The following is a 16,807-nucleotide window of genomic DNA, read 5'->3' as shown; positions in this document are numbered from 1 at the left end:
AATGAACCATTCATTTCATAACTATGAAGAAGAAAATATTCACTATTGGAGTAACCGTGCCAGTGGCTATTCCGATGTCAACAAAGAAGAACTCACTTCCAATCAAAAAAGTGTATGGTCTACGCTTCTTGACGAACGCATTCAAAAGCATTTTCAAAATAGAGATAGAGCAGACATTCATATTCTTGATATCGGCACTGGTCCTGGATTTTTTGCCATCATTCTAAGAGAACTTGGCTACCATGTCACAGGAATTGATTACACCAAGTCCATGCTTTTAGAAGCAAAGAAAAATGCCAAACATCTTTCCAATGAGATTCACTTTTTACAGATGAATGCCGAAGAACTCACCTTTCCCTCCAAGAGCTTTGATGTCATTGTCAGCCGAAATCTGACTTGGAATCTTCCCCATCCACAAAAAGCCTACACTCACTGGGTTCGTGTACTAAAAGATGGTGGTCTTCTCCTGAACTTCGATGCCAACTGGTATCACTATCTCCACGACGAAGAGGCAAGGTCGGCTCATCTCATTGACCGTGCCAATATTGCAGCCTCTGATGTGGAAGACGAATGTGCCGGTACCAATGTCGATGCAATGGAAGCCATTGCCAGACAGACCCCACTGTCTGCACTCTCCCGTCCAAAATGGGACAAAGAAATCCTATCCTCTCTTCATATGCAGGTAAAGACCGATGCCAACATTTGGCAACGGGTGTGGACAAGGCAGGAGAGAATCAATAATGCTTCCACTCCAATGTTTATGGTGGAATCAAAAAAAGGAGTTACTGGCTAATCCAGTACCCCTTTTTTGCAAATCTATTTTTTCTCATCCAATGTTTTCATCGCTGCATTGATCAAACGGCAATAGGTAAAGCCTCCCTCGTCATAGGTCGAAAAAGTGCCCGACACCTCAATATCATCTCCCGCTGCAGGATAATCTTCTAGGGAAGCAGGTTTATTGGCAAGATCAAACTCCAGTCCCTGCGAACAACAAGCCGTGGCATCTGCAATGACACAGGAACAATAAATTCGATCGGGAATTGGCTTTCCATCTCCATCCATAGGCTGATAGAAAGAAAATTGTCCCCTCATCACAACTCTCTTTCCCATATACTTTTGAGGATTCGACATCATATCAAATACCTGGGAATACATCATTGTACCATTTAATTTCGTCAGATCAACTACATCGCCCGATGCCTGTGCTGACACCGAGGAGTCATCCTGAACTGATGCTGCTTGAGAAGTCTCTGACAAAGAACTTTCCGCCTGAGAAGTCTCTGACAAAGAACTTTCTGCCTGAGAAGTTGCCGTCAGAGATGCTTGAGAAGTCTCTGCCAAAAAAGCTCCTTTATTCAAAGATGATGCCACTGCGTTATTTTTCACGCCACATCCAAAGAGAAGCATCATCATGCCTACTGCCAAAAAAAGAAATTTCTTCCTCATAACTACGCTCTACCTCCCATCACATTTCCTGCAATATAGCTAAGGAAAAAGGCTACCACATCCACCGCAACAATCGTCGATCCGACAGGCGTCCCTGCCACAATGGCAATCACCATTCCAATCGTAGCACAGATCACAGAAAAAATAGCCGAACAAATGGTTACAGATTTAAAACTATGAAACATTCTCATTGCTGACAAGGCAGGAAAAATAATCAAAGCTGAAATTAAAAGTGAACCTACTAATTTCATTGCCAATACAATAATAATCGCAATAACAATCGCAATGAGCAAATTATAATTGTCGACCTTCGTTCCTGCGGCCCTCGCAAAGTTTTCATCAAATGTCACATCAAAAATTTTATGATAAAAGAAAATAAAAATCAACAACACAATAATGGACAAAATGGTGCATATCCACACTTCTCCCTTACTCAGAGTGAGAATGGATGTCGAACCAAACAATGTGCTACACACATCGCCCGAAAGATTTGAGGATTTTGCAAACAAATTCATCAATAAATATCCAAAGGCCAAGGCCCCCACAGAAATCATTGCAATGGCCGCATCGCCCTTGATCTTTGTATTCTGCCCCGTCCGAAGCAGTAATATGGCACAAATAATGGTAATGGGCAACACTAACATCATCTTGTCCGTCAAATTTAAAATCGAAGCAATTGCCAAGGCTCCAAAAGAAACATGGGACAAGCCATCACCAATAAAAGAAAATCGTTTTAATACCAAGGTTACCCCCAACAAAGAGGAGCAAAGTGCAATCAAAACACCAACAATCAAGGCATATTGCACAAATGGATAATTCAAATAGAGAAATAACTTCTCAACTATATTCATGATCTTTCACCACCTTCTTGCTCCAGAAAGATTCTTCCTGCTGGACTTTTTAGATATTCTTCTCTTGTCCCAAAGAAAATATTTTGACTGATGTGCAAAATATGACTGGCATATCGCACAGCGGCTGAAATATCATGAGATATCATAATAATCGTCGTCCCCTCTTTATTTAATTCTTCTATTGTCGCATACATCTCTGCTGTGACCTTCGGATCAAGCCCCGACACAGGTTCATCCAAAAGCAAACACTTCTGTGTCGCACACAATGCCCTCGCAAGGAGCACTCGTTGCTGTTGACCACCCGACAATTCTCGGTAGCATCTCTTAGAAAATTCTCGAATCCGCATTCGATCCATATTCTTTTCTGCCAATTCCTTTTCCTTTGCCCCATAGAATGGTCGAAGTCCCATTCTTCCCTGACAGCCTGACAAAACAATTTCTGCCACCGAGGCGGGAAAATCCCTTTGCACCTCCGTTTGCTGTGGCAAATATCCAATCTCTGTCTGCTTTAAGTGATCACCTGTCAGAATCTTTCCAGCAAGTGGTGGCAAAAGTCCAAGGATTGTTTTCATCAATGTCGATTTTCCAGAGCCATTTTCTCCAACAATACAAAGATAATCGCCCGAATTTACAGTAAAACTAATATCTCTTGCGACTGCGTGCCCTTCATATCCCAGTGTAATATTTTGGCAGGTGATTTGTGCCATAATGTCCTCCTTAGTTTAGTGCTTCCTTCAATACCTCTAAATTCTTTTTCATAATAGAAAGATAGGTTGCACCATCATTTACATCTTTTGTTGTTGTGGATTGCATAGAATCCATAGTCAAGGTCTTTTGATTCTTTGCAGAAGTTGTTTTCTTTACTGTATCTGCAATGCGACCATTTCCGCTTTCAATCTGCAAAATGGAAGAAAGTCCCAATTCATTCACTTTCTTTGCCAAGAATGCAATGGTATCAAAACTGACCTCTGTCTCTGCAGAACAGCCAACAAAGGCCGCATAATATTTTAATCCATAGTCGTCAACCAAATAGCGAAATGGGAAACGATCAGCAAAAAGAATTGTATTCTTTTTTCCTGACTTAACTGTATTGGCATACTCTGTATCAAGAGAAGCTAACTGGTTGCAATAAGAAGTCACATTTTCCTGATACTTTTGTGCATTTGCCGGGTCAAGCTCTGCCAAATCATCTGCAATCACCTTGCAAAACTTTTGTGCATTTTTAAGTGATAACCAGACATGCTCATCCTGCTCTGGCTCTTCCTCTTCTTTCTTTCCCTCTTCTTCCTTTTCAGGTTGCATGCCCTCAACGACTTCTTCTTCCTTTGCACTATCTCCCATAATTTCCATCAAATTGATGACTTTCATATTTTTGTTTGTTGCCTCAGAAAGTGCCTTCTTTACCCATGCATCAGATTCACCGCCCACATAAATAAACAGATCACAATTAGAAATCTTCATAATGTCCTCTGCAGTTGGCTGATAGCTGTGCAAATCAACGCCATTATCTAAGAGCATCGTAATATCTGCACTATTCGTGTCTCCAATAATCTGCCTTACCCAGTCATACTCTGGAAAAATTGTTGTGACAACGGAAAGCTTCTTTGAATTTGCAGGCTGTGCACCTGCAGATTGTGCACTTGTAGATTGTGCGGTTGTAGATTGTGCGGTTGCAGTAGATGATGGTGAATCCCCCGATTGTGAAGACTGTGTTTGCTTTGATGCCCCACAACCAACAAATCCAAATGCAAATAGTACAGCCAAAAGCACCCCAATCATCCAATGCATTTTTTTACAATTTTTATTCATAACCTTCTCCTCCTTTATATTGATTCCTTCTTTGATAATTGTGCTGAACACTCGTCACATACACCATAAAAAACTGTGCGTTTGGGATTAATAATAAATCCATGATGCTCCCTCACATGTTCTTGCATCTGTGGAATCTCGTCACAATGAATATGAATCACCTTTTGACAAATTTCGCATTTACAGTGATAGCAATGATCTTCATCTTCTCCTTCTTCCCTTACTAATTCAAAGCACGCAGGACTTTTCAAATCAATCATATACTTTGTCACAATTCCCTGATTCACCATCTTTTCCAATTGACGATAGATGGTCGTCGTTCCAACCGATTTTCCCTGAGCTTTAAAATATTCACACGCATCATTGACTGTAATGTGTTGTCCAGACATCCTTTCCAGATAAGCAAGTAATTCCACACGCTGTTTTGTTTGATACTTACTGCGCATATGTTCCCTCCCTAATTTGAAAACCATTTTCATTTTAGAACAAAAAATTTAAAAAATCAACATAAAAATTTGCATAAAAAACAGGCGGTCAATGCCGCCTATTTCTATTTTTCCCTTCTTTTCCTTTCTTTTCGTCTTATTTCTAATAAAAATTTAGATTATTTAATCGAGTTTCAAACTCACTAAGCTCTGGCAAAATAAACTCTTCATCTACCTTTGGGTACTCCATATTTACTTGATATCCTGGCTCTTTCGCCTGTTTTGGTCCAACAACCCAATAGGTCACAGCAACATACCCCTGATAATCATCTTTTCGTTTATAAATGCCCTCTGCCACATTGTCACCACCTACAAGTTTTTGTGCATTTTCTGGTGCATCTTCTTTTTTTGTTGTAATTGAAAATGATTTAAATCTTGGATAAATTTTCTCCCTCAAATCAAACTCTCTCCATGTTATTGAATCAAGATAAGAATCATAATTTTCAATACTGTTTGCATACCTTCCAACATCTTCTATGTTGATTGTCGCTTTTTGCTTTGGGACAATGGTATCCCAATCCATAACCACAACATCTTCACTGCAAACAAGCCCCGATTTTATCTTCTCAATGATCTTTGCCAAATCTTCTCCATTAATCTCACTGTCTGGAGACAATAGGAGCACATAAAATCCCTTCTCTCCTGCATTGTAGGTAATCAAATAGACCCTATTCCCTAACTTTTGTTCCAATACATAATACCCCCAACCATCACCCGCATCGGTGTATTTTCCATTTCTCTTTTCCTTAGTATTAATGTCTGTTGCTAAATCATCAATCGCCACTGCCCAAAACGGACTGTCCTTTCCAAGCAATACCTCTGGCGTGGTCGGATTAAATGCAAATCCCCCCATTGTTATATTCACTTCTTTTCCGTCCTCACGCACATACTTATACTTCACTCCCTCTTTTTTTGCTACCGACGGGTCAATATAATAAGCATACTTAAATCCCTGCGTATTGATATCATAGTTATTCCCAAATGTAATCACTTCATTTTGATAATCGGATGAATAGGCAATAATATCCGCCTTCATCCTATGGACTGCTGCTAGTGTCTCTGCTGTTGCTGTCGCACTAGAGCTTTCTGCTGTCCCATTTTCCCTGCTCTCCCTACTTTTTTCACTCGTATTTTTTTGAGCTACAGAAGTTGAAACCTGCTTTACACTTTCTGTACTCTTTGCATCTTTACTGCCACACGCACTCAATCCAAACAACGCTACAGCAAAAACAACAAAATATTTTCTCCTCATCATTTATCCCTCCTTTAGCCAAAGAAAAAATTGCTTAATCTCCTTCATATTATTTATATTATAATAGGTTTTTTCTAAATAATAAATAAAAAATTATTTAATTTTACTATTTTTTTGTGCAAATAGTACCTTTTCTTGTCTTTTTCATTGAACCTAAGACTTTCACCTCCGAGACAAAGAATCAATTTTTCAATCTTAGCAGTTACCAATTGCCAATGGACATAAACAGGCAATAAAAAAGAGAGAGCACACAGTGTGTGACATCTCTCAAATTTGGAGTTTTTGCATTTTAGACTAATCAATCAATCTACAATCAATTTACCTAATCTAAAATAAAGATATTTATTTTTCGTTATTCTTCAGGTGTAAAAATTTCTTGAGTGATATCTATATAATCTGGCTCAACATTTGATCTCTCACATAAAAGCATATCATCATTAAAATCATTTGTTTCATCCAGACCTAAATCGCCCCAAAAGTCATCATTTGTGTGGTCAAAAATATTATCTATCATGAGTTTTTCCTTTCGTATATCTCGTATACTGGTTACTTTTTTAAGTCTATAACAAATAGTACAAAAATTCAATACTTCGGTTGACACTATAAATCATTGTTTTTGTTTTGAAGATTGGATATTATGGCAAAAATTTTAAGTTGAAAAGAACTGGATATAAATGCGTTTGATGAAGTTGGCTTATATTATCATTCGATCTGCAAAGTTTCCTCCCCTACTGCTTAATAAAGATGAGTCACAATATAAGTACCGATGATAAAGCATAAAACAGATAGAATAAATCGAATGGAAAAATGAAAATTGGTTTTTCTTTCACCTGTTCTTTTATATTCGATATCCGATGCAAAAGCTCTAATGCCTGAGCTGATAAATAGGATGATCCCAATGAGGTAGATAATTGTTGCAATAGCCATAGAATTTTACTCCTTTCATATATGTGCTCGTCCCCTAGACGGGGAATCAATTTCTAAACTCTAATCGTGTCGGTAATCACTGCCAATGCCGCCAAGGCAAATGGGTTTCCGTCCCCTAGACGGGGAATCATTTTCTAAACTACATAGTCGACATGATGTATAAGATCATAGAGCTTGAGTTTCCGTCCCCTAGACGGGGAATCAATTTCTAAACGATGAGCGGATGTATTTGCGTAGGCGTTGCTCAGTTTCCGTCCCCTAGACGGGGAATCATTTTCTAAACATCACTTATATAACCTATCCAAATATCAGAAGATATATGTTTCCGTCCCCTAGACGGGGAATCATTTTCTAAACTTCTATAGAGTCTATTAGATTAGATAATGTCACATTTGGATAGTTTCCATCCCCTAGACGGGGAATCAATTTCTAAACCATGTTCGGAAGTTTGAATCCATGTATCGGCACTGACCAGAGTTTCCGTCCCCTAGACGGGGAATCATTTTCTAAACTTTTATAACCAGTTGCTTCCGATGTAGGAGGTCATCGTTTCCGTCCCCTAGACGGGGAATCATTTTCTAAACAATTGCTGGGTTGATGCTCACTGCATGTATAATGGTTTCCGTCCCCTAGACGGGGAATCATTTTCTAAACGCTCTCTATGAAGATGCTAAGTGGAAGGCTCTTCATGACCGTTTCCGTCCCCTAGACGGGGAATCATTTTCTAAACTAAAAGCGGGCAAAATCGTCCAAGGGGACGATGGGTATTGGGTTTCCGTCCCCTAGACGGGGAATCATTTTCTAAACCTAATCCCTTAAAACGAGTTTGTATAGTCGCATTGTTTCCGTCCCCTAGACGGGGAATCATTTTCTAAACGAAGAACACAGGTTGTGCTGCAACCAATGTCCAGAAAGTTTCCGTCCCCTAGACGGGGAATCATTTTCTAAATGGTTCTGTCCAGTTGCCGATTCCAGCTTTCCAGCTCTTGTTTCCGTCCCCTAGACGGGGAATCATTTTCTAAACTGTAAGTGTGCCTGCGGATCCAACAGTAGGCGTGGGTAGAAGTTTCCGTCCCCTAGACGGGGAATCATTTTCTAAACTAGGAACCTGATTATGCACTTTCTTAGCCATAGGGAATTCTTTATGTTTCCGTCCCCTAGACGGGGAATCATTTTCTAAACTTGGTAAGAGTAGGCAATTACCTAAAATGATCTAAATTTAAGTTTCCGTCCCCTAGACGGGGAATCATTTTCTAAACAGTGGAAGTAGCAATGGCACATTCGTTAGAGAGAAGTTTCCGTCCCCTAGACGGGGAATCATTTTCTAAACTGGTAGACTTCACTCTTACATTCATGAGTCTGCTTCAGGGTTTCCGTCCCCTAGACGGGGAATCATTTTCTAAACGTGGTGTAATCCCAGAGACATCAATCGAAGAGATGAGGTTTCCGTCCCCTAGACGGGGAATCATTTTCTAAACTTGAATACTTGACACTCGTTAGTAATTGGAAGACTCAGTGTTTCCGTCCCCTAGACGGTGAATCATTTTCTAAACTTGTTACAAGATGCAACGAAATTGAAATGGAGTTCGTTTCCGTCCCCTAGACGGGGAATCATTTTCTAAACGGAGGATTAGGACATGAACGAAGAGATTCGTTATGGTTTCCGTCCCCTAGACGGGGAATCATTTTCTAAACTTGGCTGACTGGAGGACAAAGCACAATAATCTCTACAATGGTTTCCGTCCCCTAGACGGGGAATCATTTTCTAAACGAAGTATTCTGATGAGAGATGGAATGATTTCCTACCTCTCAGTTTCCGTCCCCTAGACGGGGAATCATTTTCTAAACTCTATAACAAAGATGGCACACCTAAGAAGGAGATCTCCGTTTCCGTCCCCTAGACGGGGAATCATTTTCTAAACTCCTATTACTAGAACTCTAGTGAATCAATTTTTTGTTATTAAGCGTTTCCGTCCCCTAGACGGGGAATCATTTTCTAAACTTCCTTACTGATCTTACTCATAACAAACTTCTCCTTTAGTTTCCGTCCCCTAGACGGGGAATCATTTTCTAAACATTATTACTTCTTCTTAGACCTAGAGTAATCATATTCAATATCAAGTTTCCGTCCCCTAGACGGGGAATCATTTTCTAAACGTAGTATGCTTTATTGGTTCTGGATTATCACCTATGTTTCCGTCCCCTAGACGGGGAATCATTTTCTAAACGAGAATGATGAATATCTTAAGTCGATACCTTTATAGGTGTTTCCGTCCCCTAGACGGGGAATCATTTTCTAAACAAGATAAATCAGCATTTAATAAATATTTTGTAGGTTTCCGTCCCCTAGACGGGGAATCATTTTCTAAAACGTTCAACAAGACATTCAAAGGCAGCAACAGATCTTATATGGGTTTCCGTCCCCTAGACGGGGAATCATTTTCTAAACTTTATCCATCAAATCGAACACCAGGAGAATGGACAGTGCAAGGTTTCCGTCCCCTAGACGGGGAATCATTTTCTAAACTGTAATATAATTGAAAGGAGGAAATACTTTGGTTAAAGAAGTTTCCGTCCCCTAGACGGGGAATCATTTTCTAAACTTTGAGGGCACCTTTGAATCGACTATCTATAAATTATGTTTCCGTCCCCTAGACGGGGAATCATTTTCTAAACAAGATTATAGAGAAGAAGTGTGTGAACAGATCAACGTTTCCGTCCCCTAGACGGGGAATCATTTTCTAAACTATATAATCAGATATACTGATTATACGCTTTTTACTATAGTTTCCGTCCCCTAGACGGGGAATCATTTTCTAAACTGAACTTGATCTTGCTCTTGAGCTGGAGTCTCAAAGTTTCCGTCCCCTAGACGGGGAATCATTTTCTAAACGAAAGTCGAGATGGCTAAGAACGCTCTCGCCATTGTTTCCGTCCCCTAGACGGGGAATCATTTTCTAAACTCTAGTGCATCTTCACCCTTTAAACAAAATACTACCATTTGGTTTCCGTCCCCTAGACGGGGAATCATTTTCTAAACAACGGCTATACGGGGAGAAAGGAAACCATTATGAGGTTTCCGTCCCCTAGACGGGGAATCATTTTCTAAACGAGTTTATCAGGATCAATGTTGTCGAGGTCGGCTGTAGCTGTTTCCGTCCCCTAGACGGGGAATCATTTTCTAAACATAACGACGAATATACTGAGGATAAAGGTAAGCAATTTGATTTAAGTTTCCGTCCCCTAGACGGGGAATCATTTTCTAAACCCAAAAATCGCACCCAGCCCCTTACCAAGTCCTTTTCTTGCCGTTTCCGTCCCCTAGACGGGGAATCATTTTCTAAACCAGTACGAATTTAGTATTGATGACATAGCTAAATCAATGTTTCCGTCCCCTAGACGGGGAATCATTTTCTAAACAAAAATGTCAAGTAAAATGAAAAAAGCTGCCTCTCTAGTTTCCGTCCCCTAGACGGGGAATCATTTTCTAAACAGATTAGTCCAAATATGTTAAATGGTATGAATCAGTTAATGGTTTCCGTCCCCTAGACGGGGAATCATTTTCTAAACCGAGAATAACATCTGATACTTCACCATCTTCTACCATAGTTTCCGTCCCCTAGACGGGGAATCATTTTCTAAACTTACAAACCATCTCAGTAAGAAGTATGATGATAAGAGATGGTTTCCGTCCCCTAGACGGGGAATCATTTTCTAAACTGAGCCACCGCCATCTAAGTTGTAGGCTGTCGTTTCCGTCCCCTAGACGGGGAATCATTTTCTAAACCCTATCCCTGCAAACCCTGTAAATTCCATGGGTTGCGAGGCACTTTTCGGGCTAAAAATTTAACAAGTACTTTTTTGCCCTTAAATCAAGTGAAAATCAACCCACATACCCCAAAAAGCACCATTTTAAGCCATCGGGGCAAAATGGAATTTTCCTCAATTGCCTTAGTAAGTATAACACAAAAAAGAGCTTTTGCAAACACTTTATTTTGTGACAAATTTTATAAAACCAAAAAGATGAGAGCATCTTGTCTTCCCATCTTTTTTGCTTTTACCCATATTCACATATTCACAAACACAACTTACATAGAAATCCGATCATAGACCTCTGCCATTTTCGCTTCATTTAACCTTGACTTTCCATGTATTTTTGAAAAGGCAATATAACCACACATTCGGTCGATAAGTGTCATTTCCTTTTTGCCACATCTAGGACAAACATCTGGTCTATTTGTCTTTTTGTTATTCCACTGAAAGCCACAATTATCACAATACGCTAGTGAAATATTGATGCCTTCATAGAGCCCTAAATCCATTGCATGGTTGACATAAGCTTCTAGTGCTTCGATATTATGTGGGACATCAAAACGCACATATTGAATCTTTCCACCATTAAATAAATCCCAAAATCTTGCCTCATAACTTTGCTTATCTAGCTGTGTTATATCTTCTGAGACATGGCAGTGAAATGAATTTGAAAAATAATCTCTGTCACTAACATTTTTCTTTATTCCAAACTTTTTTCTAAATGATTTAACTTGCTTTCCACAAAGGCTCTCGGCTGGTGTACCATAGACAGAATATTGTATATGATCCTCAGCTTGATATTCAGCTATCTTTTTATTAATATACTCCACAACTTCTAGGGCAAATTCACCATCTTCTGTAATTGATCTACTATTGTATAAGTATTGCAATTCATTGAGTGCGGTAATTCCAAAAGAAGCCGTCGCACTCTTTAGCAGTGGCTCTATCTTGTCATCTCGCTTGAGATGACCACCATATAGACCACCTTGCATAAAGGCCAATGGATTGGTATAGGCCTTCTTTTCTGCCAAAAACTTATAGGTTCTCTTATGAATTTTCCTAATTAAATGTAAATAATCATCAAGTACATTATAAAAGTTCTCATGATCTTCTCTGCTCTTTGCCAAAATCATTGGAAGGTTCAAGGACACAACGCCAATATTAAATCTACCTATAAATACAGGGGTATCATATTCATCTGCTGGTATCTCTCCCCCTCTTTCAAACCACTTGGTAAGAAAAGCTCTACAACACATCGGGCTAATGACTTTGCCATATTTTTTATAGACTTCAGAGACAATCCCTCTATCTCCCGTTAGGCTCAAATATTCTGGATACATCACCTTGCTCGAGCACGATAGAGCGTCTTGAAAAAGGGAGTATAATGGTTTGCCTTTGGCATGAAGATTCTTGTCATAAAGAAAAACTAATTTAGGAAAGAGCACAGGTCGCTTAAATCCTTCCTTGCCATGTCCCTCTTTTCTAACCTTTAACGCAGCAATGGTTGCCATCTGGGCATATTTGTCCATGCCAATGCCAAATGATATGGTAATAAATGGATAGTCTCCTCTTGGCGAAATGAGAGAATTGAACTTTGCTTCCAATGCAAAAAATCCATTTTCAAAGTCTCTTTCAACCTTTTGATTTGCCAGTTGATCCGCTTTTTCTATCTCTATTCCAACTTCTACCAACTCTTTCAAATAAACATCATAGCTCTTTTTTGCATATTTGACGAATAGCTCATCAATCTGTGCAATGGTAAAACCACCATAAATTTGTGCGACTGCATTCATCGACACTGTTGCAATGACATCAAAGGCCTCTGACAATGTGCTTGGTTCGTCATACCACATTTCACCCATTTCAAATCCACCATTGAGTACGGTTTCCATATCAAAGAGGCAACAATTGATCGTATCTCTTCGAAATCCCATGTCATGAATATAAATATATCCATCATTGATAGCTTCTCTCTGTTCCGGTGTAAGATGATAATTGCTATATGTGATTTTTTCTACTGCATCCACAATAAGTGCTCTCTTACTGGATACCAAACTGCTATCCATACTTCCATTACTCGTATCACCATCATAGGTAATCTTACTCATTTGAGTACAAATCTGCTCGTAAATTCCTGCATTGACTTCCTTAGTTGCAAAAAGAAACACATCGGCCACTTCTGGATGTCCAGATAGTGCTTTTTTTATACAACTATGCCATTCCTTGCTTTCAAATTTATTTCTTCCAAGTTGCTGTTTCAATAACACAAGTTCATGATAGAAATCATTATTTATCTTTTCAATACAATCGTCATCAATCGGTGCTAGTGCCATCGCCGCATCTATTTTCACTAAGACCTTGATCCAGTCACAATTTTTGCTATACTCTAATTCTTTTCCATCTCGCCTTAATAATATAAATTTATCGTCCATATCCCCATCCCTTACACCATCCTCGAAAGAGGAAGACAAGTAAATTCCTCTACTTACCTTCCTCATCCATTTCATTTGATATTCACTCATCTATTGAATGGATCTAGCTTCTTTTTGCATGGTCGCTAATCCTTCTCTTTAACTCCCTATTCATCTCCTCATAGGAATTCCAATACTCTGGTTTAATGCCAAAATTCGTATAGGCAAAAAGCTTCTTTATCATATCCATAATCTGAGAAGGAGTAAATCCAGTCCTATTCTTGATGTCATTGCCATCGAGTGAAACAATATCATGTGCAGCAAGATTTCTCACTTTCTCCTCCACACTTCTGAGATTATTTGCAATATCTAGAAGTGTCGTATCATCGGCCAAATTTCTCAACAGATACAATAGGGCCTCTGAATATACATTGGACAAATTAAACCTAGATGGATTTGCATCTTCACTGTGCTTTTCTCTATGCTCCCTGTCCGTGATCTCACTGATACTATCCGATCTACCTGGCAAATTCCGTGTAACTTTGTCTTGATCCCACTTTCTGACACCATACTTATTTACCTTGCAATAGTCATTGATGTCCAACTTTCCTTTGCTCTTTAACACAACTTCAAATAGCTCGACAACAATTGGTGTAATACCTCTGACAAAGTCAATATACTCCTGCCTTTTTTCCTTGATATTCAACCACAATGCGTACTCAAAAAGCTTTCTCGCATCTCCAGACTTTACTGGTGTGATGTCAAATCCATCTTTCTTGTAGTCACGATCCACCTTCTTCATATTCAAATTATAGCGATTTGCTGCTCGCTGCAATTCTTCAATATAATTTTGGATGCTGTGTTTTTCCATGCTCCTTGCTACAGAAAGTGCCGCTCTATAGTCATACTCGTCGATATGCTTTTTGATGATCTCTTCTTTTCTAAGTCTCGATAGCGATGGGCATACATTTTCAGCACATCGATTCTCGCCATCTCGTTCTAGCTCTGCATTTAACTCCCACATCAATTCCAAATCAAGATTTTTCTCATGGATCTGTTGATTCATTTTCCTTTCTGGCGTGGAAACCTGAATAAACTTGCAGTTATATTCATTTAAGTCCTGCAAAATAACTAACGCATTTTTCATTGCTGGAGTTCCAGAAGAAATATTAATAAAAAATTGATCCCCTTCCTTCAACTCCTTGACAATCGAATTGATTTCCTTCTCAAATCTAAATAAGAATTGATCATATACTTGTACATTTTCAAGATCCTTGTCTGCAATAATAACACATTCGATCTTCTTATTCTTTTGCTCAGCTAATTTCTCAATAAAGAAACGATAGCGATTGTCCTTTACATGTTTTTCCCATATTTCCTTCGTCATATACAGATAAACCTTGTCAATATCACAATGTCTGCAAATATGCAACATCGAACCATCATATAAATTGCGCTCTGATACTGGATCTGTTCCTCCAACTGGTGAAAAAAGTATATTCATTTTTGACCTCCTAGTCATTTGTAACTATCTGTTCTCAATGTTTTCCATACCTTCCTATATGTAGTGTAAGGTATTTTTCATTTCTATTCAATATCTTGTCAATATCTTATTGTTTTTTCTTTTTTCTACCACCTTCCTTCAAAAAATGCCTTATAGGCTCTGTCAGCTATGGTGCGAGTTCCAAAATAGTCGAATGCACCGCCCACACCTGCTCCAATCAGTGGCACGGCCTTTCCAAGATTTACAATTCCCTTTGTGCCAAACTTGGTAATAAACCGACAGCCAATCGCCTGATTGATTTTTGTCAGTGTTTTGCCTGGAATTTTTTTGATTGCATTTGTGGCAACTCTTGTTCCCAGTTTTACACCCGCTTGCTTTGCTACCTGAGTCAATGGCTCCCCAACAAGGCAGGCAAGGACAAGTGTTTCCGTCTGATCACTCGATGGAGAATACTCAGCCAAATGCGCTGTGCAGGCAATCATTCTCATTTGCATATACAATACACTGGTGACATTGAGCGGAAGAGTAAATGGAAGTGTTGTAAAACCCCCAAAACCTGTGATAACTCCACTGGATGTACATTTTTTAACTTGATTTTTTAACATTGCCTTGCAAGCTTCTTCTGCACTTGAATATTTTGCAAGATAATCCCCTGCCATTTTTTCTACACTTGTGTCGCCAAGACCAATGCCTTTTATCGCTTGACCATAGGCGACATCCAGCCATTGCATTCCCTGCTCTTGCTGTTTTTGTGTCACAACTTCATTTTTCATCGCTTTCTCCTTTACTACATCCAGTTTTATGCATCTACTTTATCCCCTAATACTTGTGTCACTCAATCGCATAGCCTGAGTACCAATTCCTAGTGACTGTAACTTATAGTTGTAATTCAGAGTATCTTTATATGCTATCAGACCAATCACTCCCAAACCCAATACAATAGTAGTGATTTGCCAGCCCCCCAATTTACCTTCCTCTATAGCCTTTACCGCAATAGCTCCACATGCTCTACATACATCTTTCATCATAATACCCTCCTATGCCTCACGGCTCACTCTTTTCAACTTGTTTTCTCTTCGTTACACCTATAATATAGCACTTTTAATTTTTATTTAAAATTCGTATTTATAAAAAGCAATCCACCCCCCTTGTATTAGCTTAAAACAAGTATTATAATGGCTATATCGCAATAATTTACACCCACCTTTTATGGGTAAAGGAGGTAAAGGAGGAAAATGAATGGAGAATGCAAAAATTGATATCTATCCTTCACCTAAGATCCGCAAAATGATGGACAACGATATCGAACTATTTGAAATATTCAAAGACAATAAGAACAGCGAACCAACGAAAGGAAACACCAATGCCTTTCTCAATCGACTGCTCTATGTATACTTTAACAAAGACAAATATAAGGACGAAATGGAGGAATTTACAAAATTATTGGATACCTACCCTATGATTGCTAAAGATATTCGTAAGCTAATCGACATGATACTAGACAACGAAGCAGACGAGCTATTGCCTCGTCACAGCAATAACACAGAGGATACACCTGAAAAAAATCGCTTGTCATTTAAGCCGACTCAAAAAAACTATACCACAAATATATACGAAGAAATTGACAAGGATTGTCCCCATGATATGAGTCGATCAGGATTTATATGTAAAATTCTCAAGCTCTACTTTAAGAAACCTTTGTACCAGCGCGAACGGATTATATTCCAGTCTGAGTATGAGAATATTTCCTGTCGTTGTCAGAAAAAATGTATTAAATTTTACAATTTATCCGATAATCAATGGTACACTGTAATGCCATATAAAATTTTTCTTGGCAAGGAGCAGATGTTTAATTATGTCTTCTGCTATGGATTGGATGAAAATAACACAATAAAAAATTATTCATTTCGATTAAGTAGAATGTCACAGATTCAAGGAACTTCTTTGTTTATCCCTTGCCCTGAAGATATTGAAAAAAACTTTTCACTTACCCAAAGCCTTGGTGCTTCCTATGCCATCAATACTCCACCTGAAACAAGTTGTGTCCTTCTAACAAAAAAAGGGCTGTCTTCTTTTCGACATATTTACTTTGGAAGACCAAAGATAAAGGAAAAAAAGCCTGCCCCTAATGGCTGTTTTCGATACTCTTTCAATTGCTCTGAGGAACAGTTATATCGCTACTTTCGCCGCTTTAATCCTGGGGAGGCCATCGTAGAATCACCTCCTTCTCTCAGAGATAGAATTATTGATTTTCACAAGAAGTCTTTAGAAGTCTACCAATAGCAACATGACAAAAGCTATCAAATCAG

Annotated in this window: 14 protein-coding genes and 1 CRISPR repeat array; of the genes, 2 read left to right on the top strand and 12 right to left on the bottom strand. The window is 38.9% G+C overall.

Annotated features, from left to right (window positions below; all coding sequences use genetic code 11):
- Position 1 precedes the first annotated feature (1 nt).
- Complete coding sequence (locus tag J5A74_06790) at positions 2-793, top strand: class I SAM-dependent methyltransferase (protein ID QUI95103.1); 792 nt, start codon at positions 2-4, stop codon at positions 791-793.
- 23 nt (positions 794-816) lie between these two features.
- Here J5A74_06790 and J5A74_06785 read toward each other — a convergent pair whose 3' ends face one another.
- The 12 genes from J5A74_06785 to J5A74_06730 all read right to left on the bottom strand — a co-directional run bounded on the left by J5A74_06785 (position 817) and on the right by J5A74_06730 (position 15,526).
- The gene (locus tag J5A74_06785) at positions 817-1,446 is read right to left on the bottom strand and encodes a hypothetical protein (GenBank protein QUI95102.1); all 630 of its coding nucleotides are present in this window, start codon (positions 1,444-1,446) and stop codon (positions 817-819) included.
- A gap of 2 nt (positions 1,447-1,448) precedes the next feature.
- Positions 1,449-2,297: a metal ABC transporter permease gene (locus tag J5A74_06780; protein QUI95101.1), complete on the bottom strand. Its 849-nt coding sequence runs from the start codon at positions 2,295-2,297 to the stop codon at positions 1,449-1,451.
- Positions 2,294-3,004 (bottom strand): metal ABC transporter ATP-binding protein, encoded by a 711-nt coding sequence (locus J5A74_06775; GenBank protein ID QUI95100.1) that lies wholly within the window; start codon positions 3,002-3,004, stop codon positions 2,294-2,296. The genes J5A74_06780 and J5A74_06775 overlap by 4 nt, the downstream gene beginning before the upstream one ends.
- A gap of 10 nt (positions 3,005-3,014) precedes the next feature.
- Positions 3,015-4,085, bottom strand: a complete 1,071-nt coding sequence (locus tag J5A74_06770) for a zinc ABC transporter substrate-binding protein (GenBank protein QUI96847.1) — start codon at positions 4,083-4,085, stop codon at positions 3,015-3,017.
- Between the two features lie 35 nt (positions 4,086-4,120).
- The gene (locus J5A74_06765; GenBank protein QUI95099.1) at positions 4,121-4,585 is read right to left on the bottom strand and encodes a transcriptional repressor; all 465 of its coding nucleotides are present in this window, start codon (positions 4,583-4,585) and stop codon (positions 4,121-4,123) included.
- A gap of 109 nt (positions 4,586-4,694) precedes the next feature.
- Positions 4,695-5,846, bottom strand: coding sequence for a hypothetical protein (locus J5A74_06760; GenBank protein ID QUI95098.1), 1,152 nt, complete (start codon positions 5,844-5,846; stop codon positions 4,695-4,697).
- A gap of 349 nt (positions 5,847-6,195) precedes the next feature.
- Positions 6,196-6,357 carry a hypothetical protein gene (locus J5A74_06755; protein QUI95097.1) on the bottom strand — a complete coding sequence of 54 codons (162 nt, stop codon included), beginning with the start codon at positions 6,355-6,357 and terminating at the stop codon, positions 6,196-6,198.
- A gap of 221 nt (positions 6,358-6,578) precedes the next feature.
- Positions 6,579-6,770, bottom strand: a complete 192-nt coding sequence (locus J5A74_06750; GenBank protein ID QUI95096.1) for a hypothetical protein — start codon at positions 6,768-6,770, stop codon at positions 6,579-6,581.
- Positions 6,771-6,793: 23 nt separating this feature from the next.
- Positions 6,794-10,557: direct repeats of the CRISPR family, unit length 36 nt; unit sequence GTTTCCGTCCCCTAGACGGGGAATCATTTTCTAAAC.
- Positions 10,558-10,858: 301 nt separating this feature from the next.
- Positions 10,859-13,015: an anaerobic ribonucleoside-triphosphate reductase gene (nrdD, locus tag J5A74_06745; protein QUI95095.1), complete on the bottom strand. Its 2,157-nt coding sequence runs from the start codon at positions 13,013-13,015 to the stop codon at positions 10,859-10,861.
- 103 nt (positions 13,016-13,118) lie between these two features.
- The gene (locus J5A74_06740; protein ID QUI95094.1) at positions 13,119-14,498 is read right to left on the bottom strand and encodes a CRISPR-associated protein Csm6; all 1,380 of its coding nucleotides are present in this window, start codon (positions 14,496-14,498) and stop codon (positions 13,119-13,121) included.
- A 125-nt stretch (positions 14,499-14,623) separates the two neighbouring features.
- Positions 14,624-15,271: an EcsC family protein gene (locus tag J5A74_06735; protein QUI95093.1), complete on the bottom strand. Its 648-nt coding sequence runs from the start codon at positions 15,269-15,271 to the stop codon at positions 14,624-14,626.
- Between the two features lie 39 nt (positions 15,272-15,310).
- The gene (locus J5A74_06730; protein ID QUI95092.1) at positions 15,311-15,526 is read right to left on the bottom strand and encodes a hypothetical protein; all 216 of its coding nucleotides are present in this window, start codon (positions 15,524-15,526) and stop codon (positions 15,311-15,313) included.
- Positions 15,527-15,737: 211 nt separating this feature from the next.
- Here J5A74_06730 and J5A74_06725 point away from each other — a divergent pair, with 211 nt between their 5' ends.
- Positions 15,738-16,781, top strand: coding sequence for a WYL domain-containing protein (locus J5A74_06725; GenBank protein QUI95091.1), 1,044 nt, complete (start codon positions 15,738-15,740; stop codon positions 16,779-16,781).
- Positions 16,782-16,807: the final 26 nt, after the last annotated feature.

Source organism: Lachnospiraceae bacterium oral taxon 096 (genome assembly GCA_018141845.1).
Lineage (GTDB): Bacteria > Bacillota > Clostridia > Lachnospirales > Lachnospiraceae > F0428.
The sequence above is the reverse complement of the archived record's forward strand: the minus strand, read 5'-3'. Positions and strand labels throughout refer to the sequence as shown.

What these genes read in the sequence shown, in the direction of transcription:
- J5A74_06790 (QUI95103.1), top strand. Translation starts at nt 2, where the DNA reads ATGAACCATTCATTTCATAACTATGAAGAAGAAAATATTCACTATTGG.
- J5A74_06785 (QUI95102.1), bottom strand. Translation starts at nt 1,446, where the DNA reads ATGAGGAAGAAATTTCTTTTTTTGGCAGTAGGCATGATGATGCTTCTC.
- J5A74_06780 (QUI95101.1), bottom strand. Translation starts at nt 2,297, where the DNA reads ATGAATATAGTTGAGAAGTTATTTCTCTATTTGAATTATCCATTTGTG.
- J5A74_06775 (QUI95100.1), bottom strand. Translation starts at nt 3,004, where the DNA reads ATGGCACAAATCACCTGCCAAAATATTACACTGGGATATGAAGGGCAC.
- J5A74_06770 (QUI96847.1), bottom strand. Translation starts at nt 4,085, where the DNA reads ATGCATTGGATGATTGGGGTGCTTTTGGCTGTACTATTTGCATTTGGA.
- J5A74_06765 (QUI95099.1), bottom strand. Translation starts at nt 4,585, where the DNA reads ATGAAAATGGTTTTCAAATTAGGGAGGGAACATATGCGCAGTAAGTAT.
- J5A74_06760 (QUI95098.1), bottom strand. Translation starts at nt 5,846, where the DNA reads ATGATGAGGAGAAAATATTTTGTTGTTTTTGCTGTAGCGTTGTTTGGA.
- J5A74_06755 (QUI95097.1), bottom strand. Translation starts at nt 6,357, where the DNA reads ATGATAGATAATATTTTTGACCACACAAATGATGACTTTTGGGGCGAT.
- J5A74_06750 (QUI95096.1), bottom strand. Translation starts at nt 6,770, where the DNA reads ATGGCTATTGCAACAATTATCTACCTCATTGGGATCATCCTATTTATC.
- nrdD (QUI95095.1), bottom strand. Translation starts at nt 13,015, where the DNA reads ATGGACGATAAATTTATATTATTAAGGCGAGATGGAAAAGAATTAGAG.
- J5A74_06740 (QUI95094.1), bottom strand. Translation starts at nt 14,498, where the DNA reads ATGAATATACTTTTTTCACCAGTTGGAGGAACAGATCCAGTATCAGAG.
- J5A74_06735 (QUI95093.1), bottom strand. Translation starts at nt 15,271, where the DNA reads ATGAAAAATGAAGTTGTGACACAAAAACAGCAAGAGCAGGGAATGCAA.
- J5A74_06730 (QUI95092.1), bottom strand. Translation starts at nt 15,526, where the DNA reads ATGATGAAAGATGTATGTAGAGCATGTGGAGCTATTGCGGTAAAGGCT.
- J5A74_06725 (QUI95091.1), top strand. Translation starts at nt 15,738, where the DNA reads ATGGAGAATGCAAAAATTGATATCTATCCTTCACCTAAGATCCGCAAA.